At 37.8% G+C, this 22,809-nt stretch carries 24 protein-coding genes; 13 read left to right on the top strand and 11 right to left on the bottom strand.

Annotation, left to right across the window (positions count from 1 at the left end):
- The first annotated feature begins 20 nt into the window (after positions 1-20).
- The 11 genes from fliJ to GYM74_RS12430 all read left to right on the top strand — a co-directional run bounded on the left by fliJ (position 21) and on the right by GYM74_RS12430 (position 6,492).
- Positions 21-485 (top strand): flagellar export protein FliJ, encoded by a 465-nt coding sequence (gene fliJ, locus GYM74_RS11490; RefSeq protein WP_220218337.1) that lies wholly within the window; start codon positions 21-23, stop codon positions 483-485.
- Positions 475-1,659, top strand: a complete 1,185-nt coding sequence (locus GYM74_RS11485; protein ID WP_220218336.1) for a flagellar hook-length control protein FliK — start codon at positions 475-477, stop codon at positions 1,657-1,659. The genes fliJ and GYM74_RS11485 overlap by 11 nt, the downstream gene beginning before the upstream one ends.
- Before the next feature lie 180 nt (positions 1,660-1,839).
- Positions 1,840-2,307 carry a flagellar basal body-associated FliL family protein gene (locus GYM74_RS11480; RefSeq protein WP_220218335.1) on the top strand — a complete coding sequence of 156 codons (468 nt, stop codon included), beginning with the start codon at positions 1,840-1,842 and terminating at the stop codon, positions 2,305-2,307.
- A 77-nt stretch (positions 2,308-2,384) separates the two neighbouring features.
- On the top strand, positions 2,385-3,350 hold the full coding sequence (fliM, locus tag GYM74_RS11475) for a flagellar motor switch protein FliM (RefSeq protein ID WP_370634073.1): 966 nt from the start codon (positions 2,385-2,387) through the stop codon (positions 3,348-3,350).
- Complete coding sequence (fliN, locus tag GYM74_RS11470) at positions 3,343-3,723, top strand: flagellar motor switch protein FliN (RefSeq protein WP_366915680.1); 381 nt, start codon at positions 3,343-3,345, stop codon at positions 3,721-3,723. The genes fliM and fliN overlap by 8 nt, the downstream gene beginning before the upstream one ends.
- On the top strand, positions 3,723-4,139 hold the full coding sequence (gene fliO / locus GYM74_RS11465) for a flagellar biosynthetic protein FliO (RefSeq protein ID WP_220218332.1): 417 nt from the start codon (positions 3,723-3,725) through the stop codon (positions 4,137-4,139). The genes fliN and fliO overlap by 1 nt, the downstream gene beginning before the upstream one ends.
- A 6-nt stretch (positions 4,140-4,145) precedes the next feature.
- Complete coding sequence (gene fliP / locus GYM74_RS11460; protein ID WP_305054781.1) at positions 4,146-4,886, top strand: flagellar type III secretion system pore protein FliP; 741 nt, start codon at positions 4,146-4,148, stop codon at positions 4,884-4,886.
- A gap of 23 nt (positions 4,887-4,909) precedes the next feature.
- Positions 4,910-5,179 (top strand): flagellar biosynthesis protein FliQ, encoded by a 270-nt coding sequence (fliQ, locus tag GYM74_RS11455; RefSeq protein ID WP_220218331.1) that lies wholly within the window; start codon positions 4,910-4,912, stop codon positions 5,177-5,179.
- 5 nt (positions 5,180-5,184) lie between these two features.
- Positions 5,185-5,973 carry a flagellar biosynthetic protein FliR gene (gene fliR, locus GYM74_RS11450; protein WP_220218330.1) on the top strand — a complete coding sequence of 263 codons (789 nt, stop codon included), beginning with the start codon at positions 5,185-5,187 and terminating at the stop codon, positions 5,971-5,973.
- Positions 5,974-6,059: 86 nt separating this feature from the next.
- Positions 6,060-6,233 carry a flagellar biosynthetic protein FliR gene (locus GYM74_RS11445; protein WP_220219666.1) on the top strand — a complete coding sequence of 58 codons (174 nt, stop codon included), beginning with the start codon at positions 6,060-6,062 and terminating at the stop codon, positions 6,231-6,233.
- Positions 6,234-6,327: 94 nt separating this feature from the next.
- Complete coding sequence (locus GYM74_RS12430; protein WP_220219665.1) at positions 6,328-6,492, top strand: hypothetical protein; 165 nt, start codon at positions 6,328-6,330, stop codon at positions 6,490-6,492.
- A gap of 198 nt (positions 6,493-6,690) precedes the next feature.
- Here the strand turns inward: GYM74_RS12430 and GYM74_RS11435 are convergent, their stop codons facing one another.
- The 3 genes from GYM74_RS11435 to GYM74_RS11425 form a co-directional block, all read right to left on the bottom strand.
- A complete protein-coding gene (locus GYM74_RS11435) occupies positions 6,691-7,026 on the bottom strand; it encodes a zinc ribbon domain-containing protein YjdM (protein WP_220218329.1) in 336 nt (111 codons plus the stop codon).
- A 225-nt stretch (positions 7,027-7,251) separates the two neighbouring features.
- Complete coding sequence (locus GYM74_RS11430) at positions 7,252-8,016, bottom strand: class I SAM-dependent methyltransferase (protein ID WP_220218328.1); 765 nt, start codon at positions 8,014-8,016, stop codon at positions 7,252-7,254.
- 20 nt (positions 8,017-8,036) lie between these two features.
- Positions 8,037-8,372 carry a cupin domain-containing protein gene (locus tag GYM74_RS11425; RefSeq protein WP_220218327.1) on the bottom strand — a complete coding sequence of 112 codons (336 nt, stop codon included), beginning with the start codon at positions 8,370-8,372 and terminating at the stop codon, positions 8,037-8,039.
- Between the two features lie 161 nt (positions 8,373-8,533).
- Between GYM74_RS11425 and GYM74_RS11420 the strand changes: the two genes are divergently transcribed.
- A complete protein-coding gene (locus tag GYM74_RS11420; protein ID WP_220218326.1) occupies positions 8,534-9,253 on the top strand; it encodes a Crp/Fnr family transcriptional regulator in 720 nt (239 codons plus the stop codon).
- Between the two features lie 63 nt (positions 9,254-9,316).
- Here the strand turns inward: GYM74_RS11420 and GYM74_RS11415 are convergent, their stop codons facing one another.
- From GYM74_RS11415 to rpsL, 5 genes are all read right to left on the bottom strand, one after another.
- Positions 9,317-11,386, bottom strand: coding sequence for a TonB-dependent receptor domain-containing protein (locus tag GYM74_RS11415; RefSeq protein WP_220218325.1), 2,070 nt, complete (start codon positions 11,384-11,386; stop codon positions 9,317-9,319).
- 517 nt (positions 11,387-11,903) lie between these two features.
- Positions 11,904-13,088, bottom strand: coding sequence for an elongation factor Tu (gene tuf / locus GYM74_RS11410; RefSeq protein WP_220218324.1), 1,185 nt, complete (start codon positions 13,086-13,088; stop codon positions 11,904-11,906).
- A 69-nt stretch (positions 13,089-13,157) separates the two neighbouring features.
- Positions 13,158-15,260 carry an elongation factor G gene (gene fusA / locus GYM74_RS11405; protein WP_220218323.1) on the bottom strand — a complete coding sequence of 701 codons (2,103 nt, stop codon included), beginning with the start codon at positions 15,258-15,260 and terminating at the stop codon, positions 13,158-13,160.
- A 109-nt stretch (positions 15,261-15,369) separates the two neighbouring features.
- Complete coding sequence (gene rpsG, locus GYM74_RS11400; protein ID WP_034883788.1) at positions 15,370-15,840, bottom strand: 30S ribosomal protein S7; 471 nt, start codon at positions 15,838-15,840, stop codon at positions 15,370-15,372.
- A gap of 100 nt (positions 15,841-15,940) precedes the next feature.
- Positions 15,941-16,315, bottom strand: coding sequence for a 30S ribosomal protein S12 (gene rpsL / locus GYM74_RS11395; protein WP_034883792.1), 375 nt, complete (start codon positions 16,313-16,315; stop codon positions 15,941-15,943).
- A 435-nt stretch (positions 16,316-16,750) separates the two neighbouring features.
- On the opposite strand from rpsL, the gene GYM74_RS11390 reads away from it, so the two are divergent.
- Positions 16,751-17,944 (top strand): DNA-binding transcriptional regulator, encoded by a 1,194-nt coding sequence (locus tag GYM74_RS11390; RefSeq protein WP_220219664.1) that lies wholly within the window; start codon positions 16,751-16,753, stop codon positions 17,942-17,944.
- Positions 17,945-18,019: 75 nt separating this feature from the next.
- Here GYM74_RS11390 and GYM74_RS11385 read toward each other — a convergent pair whose 3' ends face one another.
- From GYM74_RS11385 to xylB, 3 genes are all read right to left on the bottom strand, one after another.
- Positions 18,020-19,255 (bottom strand): MFS transporter, encoded by a 1,236-nt coding sequence (locus tag GYM74_RS11385; RefSeq protein WP_220218322.1) that lies wholly within the window; start codon positions 19,253-19,255, stop codon positions 18,020-18,022.
- 18 nt (positions 19,256-19,273) lie between these two features.
- On the bottom strand, positions 19,274-20,920 hold the full coding sequence (locus GYM74_RS11380; protein WP_220218321.1) for a family 43 glycosylhydrolase: 1,647 nt from the start codon (positions 20,918-20,920) through the stop codon (positions 19,274-19,276).
- 375 nt (positions 20,921-21,295) lie between these two features.
- Complete coding sequence (xylB, locus tag GYM74_RS11375) at positions 21,296-22,753, bottom strand: xylulokinase (RefSeq protein WP_220218320.1); 1,458 nt, start codon at positions 22,751-22,753, stop codon at positions 21,296-21,298.
- Positions 22,754-22,809: the final 56 nt, after the last annotated feature.

Below are 22,809 nucleotides of genomic sequence, written 5' to 3'. Positions count from 1 at the left end.
TTGTCAGTTAGGAAATAATAATGAATAAGCAAAATCCGGGACAATTTGCATTTTTAACGTTAAAAAAATTAGCCCAAAAATCGGTTGATAACACATTAATAAAATTGAAACATGCTCATGATAATCAACGTAATGCGCAGTCGCAGCTTAATGTATTAAATGATTATTATACCGAATATCAACAACGATTAAATGATGCACTATCAAACGGCATTAAAGGGTGTGAGTTAAGTAATTTTAATGCATTTATTTCAGCAATTGAACATGGTATTGAACAACAAAAAAAGTTGTTATTAACGTTGGATATCAAACAAAAAAAGATCACCAATGAACTTAATCAATCGCAAAAAAATTTAAATACTTTTACAACGCTGCTCAATAAACAACATCAAAAATATATGCAACAGCAAAGTCGTTTACAGCAAAAAATGACCGATGAATTTGCCCAACAGCAATTAGCAAGGAGAGCATTGAATGAATATTAATCTCACCAGTGATATATCATTAAACACATCTCAACAACTAGAATTTAATCAAACCGATCCGTCGTTTGCTGACGGTGAGTTATTTCAGCAACTTTTAGCGCAAAACCAAAAGCAAATAGTTGCCACCGAAAATGGTCTAACGGCTGAATCTGATATTGCCGATAAATATGATGAAGGTGATGTCAGTGATATCTTAATCGCAATGGCTAATCCATTAGATACGTTTAACTTACAACAAACGAGCTTAACAATTGATTGCTCATTCAATCAAGGTGAAATGGGTGAAGATCACATCTCGACAATCAATACTAAATTGACTGATTCGTTGATGTTAGATAGGGTAGTTGAAGATAGTGGCGAGCAATATGCGGCGATTGACATTCGATCAGCTCAACGATTACTTATTTCAATTAATGAAAGCGAGCAATTTTATAGTAAAACTTCGGTGAAAGATCAGGTGACATACTTATCAAATTCAAACAGCGACGAGCAAACTATCGAGCATGCCAACGTTGATAAAGTACAAAGTTATCTCTCACCTTTGCAAACTAGTATCAATACTCAAAATACGACACCGAGTTTTAACTCTATTGTTGAGCAAATGGAACAGCTCAATAATATTGAAAACATAAGCCCAATTAATTTAGAGCAATCACCCTCTTTTTTTAATGTGGTTGACGGGCAAAATTTTCTGACTACTTTACTGCCGTCTACGATGTCTAATTCGGAAGTTTTTGCCATGAAACTTCCGATGCCGATTGATGTCTCAAAATGGCAAACATCATTAACTGAAAAAATCACTATGATCTGTCGTCAAGGTGTACAAAATGCTGAAATTAAACTACATCCGGAAACATTAGGATCGTTACATATCAAACTTGCTATGATTGATGATAAGCTTAATCTTCAAATGCTGGCTGCACATAATGCCGTTAAAGGCGTATTGGAGTCCGCATTACCCTATCTTAAAACTTCGCTTGAAGAGCAAGGGATGACATTACAGCATACCGATATCAGAGAGTTTTCAATGAAGAATGATTCAGAACCATCATCCAGTGATTCCCAACATAAAGAATTTATGGATGAATTACTACCAGATGATTTTGATGAATCAATCGAGCAATCTCATCAAGAAAAGATATCGACTTATTCCGGGCTCAGTATCTTTGCTTAAATAGTGATGATGTTAATAATCTAATGTCTGTTATCAATAAAAGCTGAAAAGGTCGAATAGGTGGTATTTTTATTGCCTATTCTTCAAATTAATTCTTTTTGCATGATTTATTATTTTTATAATTTTTTGCTATTTATTTAGCTATAAATTTTCTTTATTTTTATTGAGATAATAATAATTATGCCAACTACACAAAAAAAAATAAGTGTTTTTAACTTAATACTTATTCTCATTACTTTGTTAGCCTTAGGTGCTGCTGCTTATTTGTGGTTACAAAATAAATCCAAAAATACCGTCCAGGCTCAAGAAGAGGTGGAAATTGTGTCACCGGTTTTTTTAACATTAAAACCTTTCACTATATCACTACCAACCTCAGAAGAGAGTGTTGATATTAATAAAATTCTCTATGTTGGTATGGTATTACGCGTTGCTAATGAAGAGCAAAAAACGGTGTTATTAGAATATCTACCGGAAGTAAGAAGCGATGTATTACTTTTAACTTCTAAGCAGTATGTCAGTGATCTTAAAAAAGAAGCCGGCAAAATCGATTTACAAGAACAAATTAAGACAGCTTTATCACGCCAATATGATGCAAAACATAAGGTAAAAATTGATGAAGTATTATTTACTGATTTTATTATACGGTGATTTCTATGTCCGATAAGTTCAAATCTACTGTCAATAATAGTGAGCCTTCCGATACCGAGTTATTGGATAGTTCATCAATGAAAAAAAATGATAACGGATTTGATACTCAAACCCTACAAGGTAAAAAAACCGAAGTAAAACCTTATGATTTATCGGTTAAACATAGTTTTATTCCTGAGCGTTTAACGGCATTAGAAATTATTAATGAACGTTTTGCCCGGCAATTTAGGATTGGTTTATTCAATTTATTGCGCCGTAATACTGACGTGATTGCTTCGCCAATTGAAACACAAACGTTTAAAGAATTTTCAGAAGTTTCATCTACCTATCATTTAAATTTAGTTCACCTTAATCCTTTACGGGGCACAAGTTTATTTTCATTTTCACCTGAAATTGTTTTTATTGTCGTCGATACGCTATTTGGTGGTGATGGGCATGCCGCCAAAGTGGAAACCGAAGGGCGAGAATTTACCCATACTGAGCAACAGATTATTAAACGGGTATTAGAGCTTGCATTAACGATTTATCAAAATGCTTGGACAGATATTTACACTATTGAAACAGAATATATTCGATCAGAAGTACAAAGCAAATTTACTAATATCACCAGCTCACCTGACGATGTGGTTTTAGCCACAACGTTCAAAGTGGAGATTGGAAACAGTAAAGCTACGTTTTGTATCTGCATTCCTTATGCAATGGTTGAACCTATCAAAGAGTTATTAATTAAACCACCGATTGAGCAACAAACTTATCAAGATGACAATGTTTGGATGAGCTCTTTAACCAGTGGTATTAAACAATCAACCGTTGAATTAGTCGCCAACTTCACTCAAATTCAAACGACTGTCGCAAAACTATTGGCATTAAAAGTCAATGATATTTTAGATATAGAAAAGCCTGATAGCCTTGATGTCACAATTGGCGGTGTGCCGGTATTAAAAGGGCATTATGGTCGAGTGAATAAACAATATGCAATTCAAGTAGAACAGGTAAGTAATCCTGTATTAGAACAATTGAATGAAGGAGTGTTCAATGACTGATATCAAACAAAATAGCGATGATACTCAATCTCAAAATGAAACAAATGATAAGCCAACCACACAAGATGTGATCTTTGAAACATTATCACCACAACAATCCGAAGTGAAAAAACAAGATATAAATCTTATTTTGGATATTCCGGTTAACTTAAGTGTCGAGCTTGGCAGAACTAAAATGGCAATTAAAGATCTATTAAATCTAACACAAGGTTCAGTGATTGCTTTAGACGGATTAGCCGGTGAGCCATTAGATATATTAATTAATGGTTATTTAATTGCTCAAGGTGAAATTGTGGTGGTCGGTGATAATTATGGCGTACGCATAACCGATATTATTACGCCTTCAGAACGTGTACGCCGATTGAGTCGCTAATGAATAACATAACAGCGCCAACTATGGCAAGTACCAGTTCAACAACAATGCCCTCTGATATGAATTTTTATTCACAAGTCGGCTCATCGTTCGCAATTTCATTAATCGGTGTGATAGCAATGATTGTGTTGTTAGCTTGGTTGGTTAAACGTATTAACTGGAAAAAGCGTGGCGGACAACTTATGGAAGTTAAAGCTACTTTCAACATTAGTCCTAAAGAACGGGTTGTTCTCATTTATGTCGATCATAAACTCCTTGTTGTGGGTATCACGCCACATCAAATGACACTACTGCATACGATCAATGAGCAGCGAACCGAAATGCTGTTAGCCAAACCACCCGAAACGAATGAAAGTGAAAAAGATAGCTTGTTTCACCAACTATTACAGTCAGCGTTAAAATCTAAAAAGGAGTAACAAATAGTGTGGTCAAAATGGGTTATTTTGCTCAGCTTATTGTTATTTAGTTTCTATAGTTCTGCTGATGTCACGCCGCTGTCGATTATGACTCAGACATCATCTAATGGTGTACAAAGTTGGTCACTACCTGTTGAAACTTTAGTGTTTCTGACTTTACTGACATTCATACCGGCTATTTTGTTATTGATGACGAGTTTTACACGCATCATCATTGTTTTAGGTTTATTACGTAATGCGCTGGGCACTCAGTCAGCCCCGCCTAATCAGGTTATTTTAGGTATTGCACTGTTTATGACTTTTTTTATTATGTCGCCAGTGACCGATAAAATCTATCACGATGCGTATCTTCCTTATTCACAAAATCAAATTACCATGCAAGAGGGGTTAGCCAGCGCCAGCAAACCACTACGTGAATTTATGTTAAGCCAGACACGTGAAAACGATTTAGCACTGTTTGTTAATATGTCGCATGCTGGTGATATTCAAACTCGTGACGATATTCCATTAACTGTGCTTGTACCGGCTTTTGTGGTCAGTGAATTAAAAACCGCATTTCAGATCGGATTTACCTTGTTTATTCCTTTTTTAGTCATAGATCTAGTGGTTGCCAGCACCTTAATGGCGCTAGGGATGATGATGGTTCCTCCGGCAACGGTTTCCCTACCATTTAAAATAATGTTATTTGTGTTAGCAGATGGTTGGCACCTGTTATTAGGCTCTTTAGCACAAAGTTTTTTTAGCTAATAGCGATTTGATTAAGGAACGATATGCCCTCTGAATATATTAGCACGTTAGCCATGCAAGCGATTAAAGTTGCCGCTTCATTGGCTGGTCCAATACTGTTAGCTGCTTTAATTACCGGTTTAATTATCAGTTTATTGCAGGCAGCAACCCAAATTAACGAAATGACGTTATCATTCATTCCTAAAATTATAGCGGTTATTGTGGTGTTAATCATTTTAGGCCCAACAATGCTTTCGACAATGATTGACTATATTCGGATTGTTATTACTGATATTCCTAATTTAACCAGTTAAGCGTTATGGATATTCAGACGCTTTTCAATATCGATTTCTTCTCTTGGATTAAAGGTTGCTTCTTTCCCTTTGTGCGTATTTTGGCTTTGATTATGGTTGCGCCCATTACTGGTGAAAAAGAGGTGCCTAACCGTGTAAAAATAGCATTAGCCTTAATCATTGCGATGCTGTTGCCGTCTCCACCGCTTAGTGATGACTTATCGATATACTCTTTAACTGCGATTTGGGTGATTGCTCAGCAAATTATGATTGGTGTGATGATTGGTTTTGCTATGCAGTTAGCGTTTATCTCTATGCGGTTTTCCGGCGAATTGATTTCTATGCAAATGGGATTAGGCATGGCAACTTTTTTTGATCCCATAGGAGGGCCTTCCACATCTGTGTTATCAAGATTAATTAATGTAATCGCCTTACTGATTTTTTTAAATCTCGACGGCCATTTATGGTTGTTGTATGGCTTATCAAATAGCTTTAATATTATTCCAATAGCCGCCGATCCTTTAAATCACAATGGTTATTTAACCGTCATCGAGATCAGTGGTTTGCTCTTTATCAATGGTTTAATGCTAGCATTACCATTACTGACATTACTATTGATAGTCAACTTAGCTTTAGGGCTATTAAACCGAATCACACCGCAACTCTCCATTTTTGTAGTCGGTTATCCGATGACCCTATTATTAGGCTTAGCAATGTTAACCTATTTAATTTCCACGCTACCACATTTTTCAGAGCTTATTTTTGAACAGATGTTTGAGCATATTTCAGCTATGTTATGGTTTTTTGTTAATTAAAAAATAGAAAAATGAAAACAGATGTTTAAAGTTTAAAGAGATTTTTTGTCAAGAACTTTCAGATTTTATAGGTGTTTAAGTAAAAAATTAATTCAATCACACCGCAACTCTCCATTTTTGTAGTCGGTTATCCGATGACCCTATTATTAGGCTTAGCAATGTTAACCTATTTAATTTCCACACTACCACATTTTTCAGAGCTTATTTTTGAACAGATGTTTGAGCATATTTCAGCTATGTTATGGTTTTTTGTTAATTAAAAAACAGAAAAATGAAACAGATGTTTAAAGTTTAAAGAGATTTTTTGTCAAGAACTTTCAGATTTTATAGGTGTTTAAGTAAAAAGTTGATTCAATCACACCGCAACTCTCCATTTTTGTAATCGGTTATCCGATAACCCTATTATTAGGCTTAGCAATGTTAACCTATTTAATTTCCACACTACCACATTTTTCAGAGCTTATTTTTGAACAGATGTTTGAGCATATTTCAGCTATGTTATGGTTTTTTGTTAATTAAAAAACAGAAAAATGAAACAGATGTTTAAAGTTTAAAGAGATTTTTTGTCAAGAACTTTCAGATTTTGTAGGTGTTTAAGTATAAAATTGGCTTAAGATGTTATTTAAAGAGAAAAACAGAGATGACAGTTAATGAAAACGTATGCATAACAGCAGTGATACTTAATGCTGGTAAAACCAGCATTAAACAGCGGTGGGATTAAGCTTTTTTTACAAAACAAGCTTTTAACATGATTTTCATGCCATCGATTTTACAATCAATTTCATGATCACCGTCAACTAAACGAATACCTTTCGCTTTGGCACCTTTTTTAAGTACAGTAGATGAACCTTTTAATTTAAGATCCTTAATTAAAATAATATCATCACCGTCAGCAAGTAAATTACCATTACTGTCTTTTACTTGTCGTTCGTCTTCAGATGAGGCTGTTTGATTCGGATCCCACTCATGAGCACACTCAGGGCAAACGTAAAAGGTGCCATCGTGATAGGTGTGTTCAGATTGGCAAACTGGGCAATTAGGAATAGTTTCCATGGGTTATGATTAATCCAAGTTAAATAAAATGGTGTTCACTATAGCAAAAAAATGCTATGAAGTCATGATATTCCCCGTCAACTTGCTTGCCTATTGCTGAGTGATTAGGGATTTTATCGTTTTGGGTTTTGGCAGATAAAAAAATAGGGTTATGGCATTAACCATAACCCCAAGTTCCAAAGGACTATTGTTGGAAATAAACATGTATCTCAATTAACTTGTTGATTAAGCTTTAGTGCTACAAACTGCAATATAATTAAGTTGGTCATGATGATGTTTAAACGTCTTAAACATTTTAAAAAATTGTGCGCGATTTTGTTTGCGCAAGGCGTTGCGAATGATTTTTAGTGTGCCAAACAGACCTTCGTCGTATAACATCCCTTTTGGCGACATCAATGTCATTGCATTATGCTCGGATTTAATATCAACAAATCCGGCATCGTTAAATAATTGATACCATGATTCAATGCTGGTTGGTTGAGCATTAACATTGATTGCATGACGAATATGCTTGATAATTTGCTCAGACTGTTTTGGGTTAACCAGCATAATATCATGGGTAAGTAATTTCCCACCTGGCTTTAATACACGATAATACTCTTTTAATAGATGATTTTTGGCTTTATCGGCATACATTGTAAGCATCGCCTCATTAATCACTATATCAAAGCTGTTATCCGCAAACGGCAGTTTTGATGCATCAGCTTGCTGGATGTGGATTAAGTGGTCTAATTTATTTTTTCGAATATTTTCCTCTGCTTTTGCTAAAGCCAACTTATCCATATCAATACCTGTAATATGGCAGCCAAAACGCTTAGCAATCTCCATAGAGGTTGTGCCCATATTGCAAGCAATCTCAAGTACCTGCATTTGTGGCGTAAAGAGCGCTTGCTTAAATAACCACTCGGTGGCTTTTTTACCTCCCGGGCGTAATCGGGTTTTCCCTAATTTAGCAAGGAATTTATGCCCGGCTTCTTTATTGCTGTTCATCTTTATTCCTTAATTGTCGTTTAATTGATTTCTCTTAGCATGACTAAAAGCATTTTCGCCGCTTGTGGCGCTTCAACGGCATGAGGAATATTGGCTGGCATTCTGACAATAGTGCCGGGTTTTGCTGTAACAGGTTGTCCATCAATCGTTAATGTCAATTCGCCTTCGATCACCATAACAATTGCATCGAAAGGGGCGCTATGCTCAGATAACCCTTGTCCTTTATCGAAAGCAAATAACGTTAAATTACCGCCTGTTGTTTTTGCTAAAACACGGCTTGCAATGCCTTGTTCAGTTGGCGTAATTAATGAATTGAGTTCAAGTGCTTGAGCGGGGGTAATCGTGTTGTGTGACATTGTATACTCCTATCGAAAGTCGAACCTTGTACTTTAAATTGTTAGTGATTATTTTTAATAAACCCATATATTTCATGGGGTTATTAAAAAGTTAAGTGTTGAAATAAGAATTGTTATCAACTATATTAAATTTATTTTAAAAGTATCTTTAGGTAAAACCTATGACATTTGTCAAAAATAGACCCACCGAACAACAAATTTTTGATTGGTTAAGCCAAGTTAAATTATTTAATGGATTAACCCATGGCGCTTTGTTGCCAATCATTGAAACTGCACAGTATATGGAACTTGATATCGGTGATATGTTTGGGCATGAAGGGATGCCTTTATCGGGATGTGCTCTGGTGATTAGGGGGCAAGTTGAAGTATATCGAAATACTTATCTCGGTGAAGAAAAAATTTTCGGTATATTCTCAAGTTATCAATTGGTCGCCATTGCCGCAATTTTTATGCCACATAACCGTTTTCCAATGACGATTCGAGCTAAAACCGACTGTTCTTTACTCTTGATTGATAAGAGCAGTTTACTTAAAGTTTGTCATGATCACCCAATTATTATGCAGCGCTTACTGGTTAATTTTAGTGCTAAATTATATGAACAGATTAATAATATTGATTGGTTAACATCAAGCTCAGCAGAGCAAAGATTAGCGGCTTATTTTTTATCGTTATGTACTAACCCAACAAATACCTATCAATTTGTATTACCAATATCACGCAGTCAGTTGGCAACTAAGTTGGGTATGCGTTATGAGACATTAAGCCGTCTTATCTCTAGTTGGCGAAAAGATCAGATCATCAAAGTTGAGAATCATTCTATTAAAGTATTAAAGCCGGCCTACCTGAAGGGGTTAACGCTACCTTCCAAGCGTTCATTTTAATTGTTATCTCATCTGACAACGACACCATAGTTATCCTGTCAGATGATAATATGTAGGTAGCGATTAAAAGTGATAAACAATCCCACCATTAAGATTAAAGCCCATTGCACTAAATAACGTCATGTCATTTTTTGATGCAACTACGTGATTAGCAACTGATGCACTTGCATAACGTTTGTTGGTTAGATTATCGGCAATTATGTAACCTGACCAGCCTTTAGGGTTTTGATAATTTATCTTAAATCCAAAAACAGCATATTGATCACGGTACTGAATATGCATATTGTTAGCGTGATCAACCGGCGTGTTAGTCGGTGACCAGTGTAAATTAGGGCCAAACGTCCAGTTATCTATTTTATAGAGTAATTCAGCATTGATGATATTTCTCGGAATGCCTGCAATATAATGATGATTATATTGCCCGCCTTGAAAACGAAAATCGCTATAAGTCCAAGATAAACGATATTCGATATCCCCCCTGTTTAAGACTGAAGGTAACAAGCCTTTTATACCCGCTTCAATGCCTTGATGACGGGTTTTACTGCCATAATTGGATATGCCTACGGTATTGCCATTAGCATCATAAGCAGAAATATATTCATCTTTAATAATGCTGCGATATAAAGCTACATCCCAATTTACATTCTCAATAATTTTACCGCTACCGCCAATTTCAGCGGTGATACCTTTTTGGCGATCAAGCTTATTTAGTTGTGCTTTTCTTCCATTGCTGGTAATAATTTCACGAAATGATGCCGGCTCGTTACTGGTACTTAAGTTGCCATAAAAGCGGTTATCACTTGTCGGCGTCCAAATTATCCCAATTTTGGGTGACCAAAATGTCCATGACTGATTGAGCTTATTATTGCTATGGCGAGTATCGACATTTCGTTTGGCGTGCGTAACTTTGGTATCTAGGTTTAACTGCCAAGCGTCATTAATATTCCAAGATGTGCCGATTGCACCATTCATGTTTTCTGCAACGGCTGTATAGTTACCAAGCAGACGTTTAAACATTGGTGTATTACGTCGATTCATCAATAACTTGCGATCCAAATTTGTTTTATCCCAAGCAAGAGCGCTATGAAACGTAATGTCGTTAAATTTGGATTGATAAGCCAGCTCAGTACCGGTGGTGCGACTATGACTTAATGTGTAATCGGCTGGTGTAATAAAATTATCATGAGTTTGCTGGTGCCAGACACCGAGTTCAAGAGATTGATCGCCAAAAGTCCAATTAGTCCGATTAGCTATACGGGCTTGCTCGGTATGGCGATGCGGGTCGGTTAGCGTGATAATGTTTTCAATTGCCCTAGGAGAGTGTTTTGATTTACTTTGCGAAAGTGGTCCAGGAATATTAAAGCGTACATCTGTCCAACTCAGCCATGTGCGGTTTTCAACATTATCAGAAGTAAAGCCAAAATTCGCTCGAGCTGTTTTACGCTGTGAGGTTGAATGATGACGGTAACCGTCGAAATGGTCATAAGATAAACTCAATCGGCCGTCAATACCATATGACTCACTACTATTGCCTATAGCAATTTGAGTGGCTTGTCGACCATATGCTCCATATTCATAGCGAGCAGTACCATTATCATCTTTTCCTGTGAACGAGATAAAATTCAGCTCTCCCCCTAAACTATTACTTTGTGGATGACTACTGTTGGCACCGCGATAAATAGAAATCAATCGGGCATCTCGCATATCGAGCGTACTGATATTGAAATCGCCGTCAGCATCATTAATAGGCAAACCGTCTTGCAATAGTAAAACACCCCGTGAAAGAGGCGTACTTTGAACGCCAGAACCGCGAATATTCAATCGTGGTTGATCTATCCCACCAAAAAAATTCTGAATAATAATACCGGGTTGATAATCCAATGCATCTTGCAGAGTCGATAGCCTATTTTCTTGATCGGGAACAACAAGATTCGTTGCGCCAGCAGTTTGATTTAATTTGTTCTGTTCCTGCTGGTAACTGGGTGACAATGCACTATGTTTAGATAATTCATTATTTGGTGTGACTAATATCACATCAGGCCTATTGTCTGCTAACGAGTATTGACTCAATACCATGGTTGAACAAAGTGAAGTCAGTATTGTTTGTTGAGCGATTTTCTTGAACTTACACATAATATCTTCTTTCCCAAAAAAATAAATGATAATGATTATTATTTGCGAAATAGCGGTATTATCCTATGACATTTATCAAAATTTGGTAAAAAATAGCGTTAATTTAAAATTCTATTATTGCCAACCTAAAGTAATAATTAATTAAATAAAAATAAATAACGCTTTGATGCTGTTTAGGCGTGGAATGATGCTCTTTTTTTTATAAATTTAACTAAATAACTGACAATATCAATTGTGATGAATATTTTTTGTTTAACTGTGGCGTAAAGCTAGCAATTGCTGATTTCTTGGATGTAAAAGTATTGGCAGCGGCGAGTAGAGAAGCTGAGATTGCATTTTGCAATGGTGTTACTTTGAATTTGGCAAATGATAGCCATTTATCTCAGTAAAAAGGTTTAAATTTAAATTACATGTTAAACAGCTGTATTAACGTTATAGAAAATAAAAAAGGCGCAAATATATGCGCCTTTTTTGCTGAGATAAAGCGCATTACGATGCGCTTTATAGTTAGCTATAATTATTTGATAACTTTAGCAACCACACCAGCACCAACAGTACGACCACCTTCACGAATCGCAAAACGTAAACCTTCTGCCATTGCGATTGGGTGAATTAATGATACTGTCATTTTGATGTTATCACCTGGCATTACCATTTCTACGCCTTCTGGTAATTCAATAGTACCCGTTACGTCAGTTGTACGGAAGTAGAACTGTGGACGGTAGCCTTTGAAGAATGGAGTATGACGACCACCTTCATCTTTGCTTAGGATATACACTTCTGATTCAAAATCTGTATGTGGAGTGATTGAACCTGGTTTTGCTAATACTTGACCACGTTCGATTTCTTCACGTTTTGTACCACGAAGTAATACACCTACGTTCTCACCAGCACGACCTTCGTCTAGTAATTTACGGAACATTTCAACGCCAGTACAAGTTGTTTTTGTAGTTGGTTTGATACCAACGATTTCAACTTCTTCACCAACTTTGATTACACCACGCTCTACACGACCTGTTACCACTGTACCACGTCCTGAGATTGAGAACACGTCTTCAATTGGAAGTAGGAATGGTTTATCGATATCACGCTCTGGTTCCGGAATGTAGCTGTCTAAAGCTTCAGCTAATTCAACAATTTTATCTTCCCATGCTGCATCGCCTTCTAACGCTTTTAACGCTGAACCACGAATTACTGGAGTGTCATCACCCGGGAAGTCGTATTGAGATAGAAGTTCACGTACTTCCATTTCAACTAATTCTAATAACTCTTCATCATCAACCATATCACATTTGTTTAAAAATACGATGATGTAAGGAACACCTACTTGACGTCCTAAAAGGATGTGCTCACGAGTTTGTGGCATTGGGCCGTCAGTTGCTGCTACTACTAGGATAGCGCCGTCCATTTGAGCCGCACCAGTGATCATGTTTTTAACATAGTCAGCATGTCCCGGACAGTCAACGTGTGCATAGTGACGAGTTGGTGTGTCGTATTCAACGTGTGAAGTGTTGATGGTGATACCACGTGCTTTTTCTTCAGGTGCGTTATCGATTTGATCGAATGCACGAGCTTGACCGCCGAATTTTTTAGCAAGTACAGAAGTAATTGCAGCAGTTAAAGTTGTTTTACCGTGGTCAACGTGGCCGATTGTACCAACGTTAACGTGGGGTTTTGTACGTTCAAATTTTTCTTTAGACATCTTAATGTTCCTTTATTAAATCACTTCCCTTTATCTTAAAAGGGAAGTGTTACTTTATTTATGTAAAAATTATTTCGCTTTACGAGCTTCAATAATTGCTGTTGCAATATTTGTTGGTGCTTCATTGTACTTCAAGAACTCCATTGAGTAAGAAGCACGACCTTGTGTTTGAGAACGTAGGTCTGTTGCATAGCCAAACATTTCAGAAAGTGGAACTTGTGCTTTAACTGTTTTACCAGTTGCAGTATCTTCCATACCTTCGATCATACCGCGACGACGGTTTAAGTCACCGATAACATCACCCATATAATCTTCAGGGGTTTCAACTTCTACTTTCATAATCGGTTCTAAAAGCACAGGTTTAGCTTTCATAAAGCCTTCTTTAAATGCCATTGAACCGGCAATTTTAAATGCCATTTCTGATGAGTCAACATCATGGTAAGAACCATCAAAGATAGTGACTTCAACATCAACAATTGGGTAACCAGCAAGAACACCGTTTTTCATTTGTTCTTGACAGCCTTTATCAACTGCCGGGATGTATTCTTTAGGAACTACACCACCAACAATTTCATTGTTGAATTTGTAACCTTCGCCACCAGCTTCCAATGGTTTGATTTTTAACCATACATGACCATATTGACCACGACCACCAGACTGACGAACAAATTTACCTTCTTGTTCAACTTCGTTGCGAATTGTTTCACGGTATGCTACTTGTGGTTTACCAACATTTGCTTCTACTTTAAATTCACGTTTCATACGGTCAACGATGATTTCTAAGTGAAGCTCACCCATACCAGAAATAATAGTTTGTCCAGATTCTTCATCAGTGTGAACACGGAATGAAGGATCTTCTTGTGCTAAACGACCTAAAGCAAGCCCCATTTTTTCTTGGTCAGCTTTAGTTTTAGGTTCAACTGCAACAGAGATAACTGGTTCAGGGAACTCCATTCTTTCAAGAATGATTGGTGCGCTTTCAGCACAAAGTGTATCACCAGTTGTGACATCTTTAAGACCGATTGCAGCAGCGATGTCGCCGGCACGAACTTCTTTAATTTCTTCACGTTTATTAGCATGCATCTGAACGATACGACCAAAACGCTCTTTTTTGTCTTTAACAGAGTTAAGAACAGTATCACCAGAATTAACCACACCCGAGTAAACACGGAAGAAGGTTAAGTTACCAACAAATGGGTCAGTGGCGATTTTAAACGCTAATGATGAGAATGGTTCATCATCACTAGAGTGACGCTCAGCTGGTTCACCGTCTGCTAGTTCACCTTTAATTGCTGGTACATCAGTTGGTGCTGGTAAATATTCAATTACCGCATCAAGCATAAATTGAACACCTTTGTTTTTAAAGGCACTACCACAAGTTACTAAGATGATTTCATTAGCAAGTACACGTTCACGTAATGCTAATTTAACTTCTTCTTCAGTTAACTCTTCACCACCAAGGTATTTTTCCATTAACTCTTCGTTAGCTTCTGCAGCAGCTTCCATTAAGTTTGCACGCCATTCTTCGACTTGCTCAACCATGTCTGCTGGTACATCTTCATAAGTAAATGTTACGCCTTGATCAGCATCATTCCAGTTAATTGCTTTACGTTTAAGTAAATCAACAACACCGGTAAATGCTTCTTCAGCACCGATTGGTAGAACTAAAGGAACTGGCACAGCTGCTAAACGCGTTTTGATTTGATCAACAACACGTAAGAAGTTAGCACCCATACGGTCCATTTTGTTTACAAATGCGATACGTGGAACTTTATATTTGTTTGCTTGACGCCATACTGTTTCTGATTGAGGTTGAACACCACCAACTGCACAGTAAACCATTACTGCACCATCTAAAACACGCATAGAACGTTCAACTTCGATTGTGAAGTCAACGTGTCCCGGGGTGTCGATGATATTGATACGGTGTGGTTCAAATTGTTGTCCCATACCTGACCAGAATGCAGTTGTCGCTGCTGAAGTGATAGTAATACCACGTTCTTGTTCTTGTTCCATCCAGTCCATGGTAGCTGCGCCATCATGAACCTCACCAATTTTGTGACTTACACCAGTATAAAACAAAATACGTTCGGTAGTTGTTGTTTTACCTGCGTCAATATGTGCACTGATACCGATATTACGGTAGCGTGCTATAGGGGTTGTACGAGCCATATTAATCCTCTATTTAGAATCGTTTGCTTAATAAAATATCATTTAGGTTGACTGACAGTAGATATGTGCTGTCAGTCTAATTTCAAGCCACTTAATAGCAGTGGAAAGATTACCAACGATAGTGTGCAAACGCTCTATTAGCTTCAGCCATACGATGAACATCTTCGCGTTTTTTCACAGCGGTACCTTTGTTTTCAAAAGCATCCATAAGTTCATTCGCTAGGCGTAAAGCCATTGATTTATCGCCACGTTTACGTGCTGCATCTACAATCCAACGCATTGCAAGTGCATTACGACGAACTGGACGCACTTCAACAGGAACTTGGTATGTAGAACCACCAACGCGACGCGACTTAACTTCTACAGTTGGTCTTACGTTATCTAGTGCAACTTCGAAAGCTGCTAAGTGGTCTTTTCCACTACGCTCAGCTAATTTATCAAGAGCTGAATATACGATTGATTCTGCGATAGATTTTTTACCATCTATCATTAAAATATTTACAAATTTCGCCAGTAAATCTGAACCGAATTTCGGATCAGGTAAAATTTTTCTTTGACCGACAACATGACGACGTGGCATTGGAATACTCCGTTTATATGTTATAAATTTTCAGGTTTACCCAAAACTCAAATGAGTTAAATGGAATTATTATAGTTTGGCCTTACTTAACGGAGTTCCATTAAGCTTTAGGTCGTTTCACACCGTATTTAGAACGGCTTTGTTTGCGATCTTTAACACCTGCGCAGTCTAATGCACCACGAACAGTGTGATAACGAACACCAGGTAAATCTTTAACACGACCACCGCGGATTAAAATCACGCTATGTTCTTGTAAGTTATGACCTTCACCACCGATATAAGAAGTTACTTCAAAACCGTTGGTTAAACGTACACGGCATACTTTACGTAATGCTGAGTTTGGTTTTTTCGGTGTAGTAGTGTAAACACGTGTACAAACACCGCGTTTTTGCGGGCATGCTTCAAGGGCAGGAACGTTACTTTTCGCTTCCTTTAGCGCTCTTGGTTTGCGTACCAGCTGATTAATTGTTGCCATTAATAAGCTCCTGATTAATTAAAATAAATTTAAAAATTGCTTTTTAGATACGTAATTAATAACTGTAGCCCAAAGCCTATGGATATAAGTTTTGGGTCGCAAGATTCTAGACCTCAACAGGCATAATGTCAAGTATTACCACAAGTTCATTATGTTATTTAATTAAACTATTTTTGGTTATCAAGCATCATCTTATTAAACAAAGTTTATCTTTTATTGATAAGTTATTGCTGAGGTTTTATGTATCACTTTTATCCCAATGATTATCCAATGCCGTAGATTGCCTAAGCAAATATTGAGTAACAATGTAGCTTAGGCATAGGGTAATGGTCATTAAGATAGGAGGAGACAAACGTTAGAAATTTAAGCTAAATTTTTATCAAAAAAAACGGTAATATGATACTGGTTATTGGATAAATGTTGTGCGTAATTGTGATGAATGTAAAAAATGAACCTTATAAAGTTGTATTGTTATTTAATGCTAATAATATTTACGATCGTCAAATCTTAAAAGGTATTGGTGATTTTTTAAAGTCACATCATATTCATTGGAATATTTATATCTCTGAAACGCTGCGTTATGACACGACCACCTCTTTTCGTTTTGACTGCGATGGGATTATTGCTAATTTTGATGATCCGGATATTGCCGATTTGCTTAAACATGTTCAAATTCCAATAATTGGGGTGGGTAGCTCTTATCATGGTACATCGAGCTATCCTAATGTGCCTTATGTTGCTGCTGATAATTTTGCCATTATTGAAAGTGCATTTAATCACTTGTGCGCTAAGGGGATTAGTCAATTTGCCTTTTACGGTTTGCCTTCTAACCGATATTGTCGTTGGGCTGGGGTGCGAGAAGACATTTTTAAGCAAATTTTAGCCCAAAAGGGGTATGAAGGGTTTATTTATCAAGGCATGTCTACTTCGCTTGATAATTGGCAAGAAGGCTTAGATAAGCTCTCTAAATGGTTGCTCTCTTTGCCGATTAATACCGGTATTATTGCCGTCAATGATGCCAGAGCACACCATATTTTACAGGCGTGTGATAGAGCAGGCATAAAAATACCGGAAGAGTTATGTCTAATTGGTATTGATAATGAGGAAGTCATCAATGATTTATCAATGGTATCGTTATCGACCGTTAAGCAAGGTACGGAAGAGATGGGATTTAATGCGGCAAACTTGCTCCAAAAACGCTTTATGAAAGGTAACGTGCCGGTTTGTCCTTTACTTATAGCTCCTAAAAAAGTGATTGCCAGACGTTCGACAGATTATCGATCGATTCAAGATCCCTATGTTATCCAAGCCATTCACTATATTCGTGATCATGCCTGTAAAGGAATTAAAGTGGAGCAAGTAATTTCACAAATGCAGATATCACGCTCTAATTTGGAAATTCGATTTAAATCGTCATTAGGTAAAACCATTCATGCCGTTATTCATGAAGAAAAATTTAATCAGGCTAAATACCTTCTGCTTGAGTCATCCTTATCCATTCAAACCATTTCTCAGCAATGTGGTTATCCGTCAGTTCAGTATTTCTATTTTCTGTTTAAGAAACGTTATGGTATGACCCCTAAAGATTTTAGACGGCAATTTACCACACTTAAGTCGGCGCCACTTTAACGTCATGAATAATAGGTAACATAAACAAAAAGGAAAAAGCTTAAATAATATTTTTCCTTTTCCTTTTTGATGCGTTTATTTGTCAACTGAACGAATTAAAAGTATGGCCGTGCCGCCAATCATGGCAAACACAAAAGAGACAATAAAAATAGCTGAAAAGCCCCAAAAAAGGATCACATATGCGGTAATAATTGGTGCAATTGCTTGAGTTATTGTGTTACCGAGATTATAGAACCCTAAAAAAAAGGCTACTTGATTCTTATTGGGGATGACTTGTAAATTCAATAAATTGTCGAGTGAATTCCATATTCCCATGCCGATTCCTGCGGAAAATGCATAAATTAACACGCCTATTTGATTTGGGCATAGCAATAAGCTTAATGCACCAATGCCTAATAAGAGGGTAGATAACCCAACCGGTAGTTTAAGCACTTTTAATTTATCGCAGATTGGACCGGCAATAAATCCCATTAAAATGCCAAAAATTAACATAATTAAATTAAGGAGCTGGATGGCATTTTCTGTTTCAGATGGATTGCATTGTATAAAATCGGTCAAAATAAACAGTATGCAACCGATGATAGTAAAGTTACTGATGCCTTGAAAAAGTTTCCCAATTAATGCCAAATAATAGTCTCGCCCGATTTCCCATTTGGGAAAGATATCCAATGTATCTTGGAATTTTTTATCGCTTTTGGATAATTTGTTTTCCCTCGTTTGGTTAAGGTTTGAAGGCTCTTTTACAATCAATACCGACAGTAATACGCCAATGAATGTAATAATACCAAAAACGATAAAGCCAAATCGAAAGTTGCCTAGAAACATCGCAGCAAGTATTGTAAAACCGTTGTTACCTAACGCCATACCTAGTCCGCCATAAGCGCTCGAGGCCGTGCCTTTTCTCTCTTCAGCGGCAAAGTCTATCCAGGCTACCATAGGAGCAACAATAAAGTTTAAAGCAACTTGGCCGAGTAACCAACTACACAACAAAAAAGGAATACTATTGGCCATTGAAGCTAATATCATGGATAACATAAAGGCGACAGCGCCGGCTACAATCCAAGGTGAGCGATTACCGAATTTGGAGCGTGTTCGATCCGATAAATAGCCTGCAAGCATATTTGACATCGCCGCAGCTATCATACCACTAGAAGAAAATAGCGCTAATAATTGGAACTTACTGTTTTCATCAATTTGTTGAATTAGCGCCGGTAAAAAGAGACTTGATGCGGCAATATAGGGACCTAACCACGATGCCGGGCCGATAATTAGTCCGGGAATAAGTCGAGTTAATGGAATTGTTGTTTTCATAATACTTTACCTAAAATATTAACCATTGTTGATCACGTAGTAATAATCAAAATCGGCATAAGATTGATGTTGGTAGCTATCGACAGCTGCAATAAAATTAAATAAGCCGGTAAATCCACCTATTTCCCCCGGTTCGCCATTGACGCCTTCATCCGATAAATAAAGGACATCTAGTGCTTGCATAATTGGCATCCATACGTCATCGAGTCGGTAAAGTAGCGCAACTTTGCCATGTTGGTAGGATAATTTTAGTTCCACAACTCCGTTTGGGATAGCAATACGGTGATTGACATATTCGATTCTGGTACCCAGTTTTGCTTGTAGTAGGGTTAAAACCGGGGTCTTGAGATGTTCACTATAAGTTAAATGTAAATAGAGCCAATTATTGGAGTCATAATAAAGACCAACACCGGCGGTTTGTGAGTAGTGTTCCGGGTGGAATTCAACTTTAGTTTGAACGTAATAGTCAAACGAAGTAGCCCGAGTTGCCATAATTGACGGCGTCACTTGAGAAAATAGCGAGTTTTGTCCATAAATTCGCAAATGACTCTGGCGTTCATGGGTATTCACCCATTGGCTGGATTGATGTTGATAAGGCGTCATAAACGCCAATTGATAGCCATGGTCGAACTCGTCAATCACGTCATGACTTATTTCGCCTTCTAGCGGTAACGAAGAATCAAATTCCATTTTGGCTAAATTAGAGCCGTCTGCCATAACTAGCCAACCGTCATCCGTCCACTGCATTTTTTGGATTGAGGTTTCTCGACCAAGCGGATTGAGTAGTGTGTCTTTTATTGGTCTGGACATCAAATGGGCAATATACCAATCGCCGTTTTGACTCTCAACAAGTGAGCCGTGTCCCGCTTTTTGCATCAGTGAATTAGGATTGAACATTTCAAAATGGCCGGCATCGGGATCGCCTAATGAAAATAGATGATTAGGTGAGGAGGTGACAATCGGCTCACCGGACGGGTGGGGCTGATAAGGACCATAAATATCTTTAGCTCGACCGATTTCAATACCGTGCGCATAGCCCGTACCACCGGCGGCTATTATCAAATAATAGTTATCAAGCCTTTTATAAATCTGCGGCGCTTCAGCGCAACCTCGAGTTGTAAAACCTTGCGTTAATCGATGCCACGGGCTGACGAGCTTTCCTTCAGCAAGATCGACTTGAGCAATGACAATATGCCCTGGTGCTTGATAACCTTGTCGGGTTTCCCACTCTAAAATAGTTAAATAATGTTTACCGTCATCATCATGAAACAGCGCCGGATCGAAACCGATAGAGGTAAGATAAATTGGCGCTGACCAAGGCCCGTTAATATCCTCAGCGCAAATGGCATAAGTGTCAGCATTAAACTCTCGCCCGGCCATGTTTTTCATATGCGAGTATATTAGCCAAAATTTTTTATTTATCGAATCATAAGATAAATGCGGTGCCCAGACACCGGCGGGGGTATTTGTTCCGGATAAATTGACTTCACCATGTTTAAATACATAATCAATGAGTTGCCAATTAGCGAGGTCTTTTGATTGAAAAATTTGAATGATTGGATTCCAATGAAAAGTGGATGAGGCGATATAGTAAGTATCGTTAACACGAATGATTGACGGATCAGGAGACATGCCCGGTATCACCGGATTTTTTATTTTAGGCATTTTTATTTTCTCTTAATGTTAGATTACGGATAAAAATACTTATCAAAAAAATAAGTTTTAAGGTTGTTTTGCCCAATATAATTTATCTATGCCGATAATGTTATTATCAAATTTGGTTTCAAATTTATGAAATCTTATTAATGAGATATGTGTCACACTCTGAGTAATAAAATTTTCCGATTCAATTAACATAATTAGAAAAAGAGGGGTTAGCCTAACAAGTCATCTATTGGCTAATGCGCGTTATTTTTAGAATGGCAAAGAGAAATAGTGATAAATTGTTTAATATCGTTAAGAAGGCAAAGAAAGCAAAAAAGCAAAAAGGGCAGGGTAACAGGTGCAGAACACCCTAACAGGGTATTCTGCAAGTCATAATTATGACATCAATGGTTTAAGTTGCTGATAAATATCTCTAAAAGTAGTGCGTTGTTGCTGATAATATTGGTAGAGATTGCGATCGGGCTGATGCGTTTGAACAATTGGCAATGGCGCAAGCAGTTCGCTTATCGCCGTATTGGGATGACAAGCGATTTGCGCCAGTTTTGCTGCCCCTAATGCCGGACCCACTTCGCTACCTTCACAATATTCAATGCGATAACCAGAAACATCGCTCAGCAATTGTCGCCAATAACGGCTGCGGGCTCCGCCACCAATGACCAAAATTTTATCGGGTGTGACGCCAGTTTGATGAACTGCATCGATGCCGTCGGCAAGGGCATAGCTAACCCCCAGTAATACCGCTTTTGCCAGATCGACTTTGTTGTGTTGATAAGTTAAGCCAAAAAATACACCTTTAGCTTCGGGATTATTGTGAGGTGTTCTTTCACCGGATAAATACGGTAAAAAATAGACCGAAGGTTTGTCATCGATCGGTTGCGCTTCAATTAGAGTCAGTAAGGTTGGGACATCTTCAATGTCCAGTAACTGACACGCCCAATCGAGGCAAGAAGCACAGCTCAACATTACCGACATTAGGTGCCAGCGGTTTGGTAAGGCATGGCAAAAACTGTGAATGGCTTGCTCGGGGTTGCTAATAAACTGATCGGTCACGGCAAAATAGACGCCTGAAGTACCCAATGAGAGCATCGCTTGCCCCGATTGATGTAAACCTACCCCAACCGCACCGGCTGCGTTATCACCACCGCCAGCAATCACCGCAATCTGATTAATGCCCCAACGTTTAGCGATTTCATCGGTCACATAACCGGTGATCTGATTGCCTTCAAATAGCGTTGGCATATGGTGTCGTGTTAAGCCACAGGCTTTTAGTAGTTCATCATTCCAATCACGCTTTCTTACATCAAGCCACATGGTGCCGGCTGAATCGGACATATCTGAAGCAAATTGATTGGTTATTTTAAAACGCAAATAATCTTTGGGGAGCAATACTTTATCGATCTGAGCAAAGATGTCCGGTTCATGCTGTTGTACCCATTTAATTTTAGGGGCGGTAAAACCTGCCATCATTAAATTACCGGTAATTTGGCGGGAAGTGGGCACCTGTTGTTCTAGTTGGTGGCACTGAATATCACAGCGTCCGTCATTCCAAAGTATTGCAGGTCTTAATACTTGTGATTGCTGATTGAGTAATACCGCACCATGCATTTGACCACTTAAACCTATGGCTTTTACCGATTGTAAATTATGTTGCTCACTAAGCTCACGCATTGCCGTATCGGTTGCTTGCCACCACTGCTCCGGATCTTGCTCTGACCATAATGGATGTGGGCGGGACACGGTGAGTGGTTTGGTTAATGTTGTGACAATATGTTGTTGTTCATCCATTAAAATCACTTTGACACCCGAAGTGCCTAAATCAATACCAATATACATACTCTTCTCCATTTTACTGCTGACTACCAAGGTTAACGATACCGTTAACCTGATTA

Origin of the sequence: Gilliamella sp. ESL0405 (assembly GCF_019469205.1) — a bacterium.
In the GTDB taxonomy this organism is placed as follows: Bacteria; Pseudomonadota; Gammaproteobacteria; order Enterobacterales; family Orbaceae; genus Gilliamella.
Note: the sequence above shows the minus strand (reverse complement) of the source record. Positions and strands in the feature narration are given on the sequence as shown.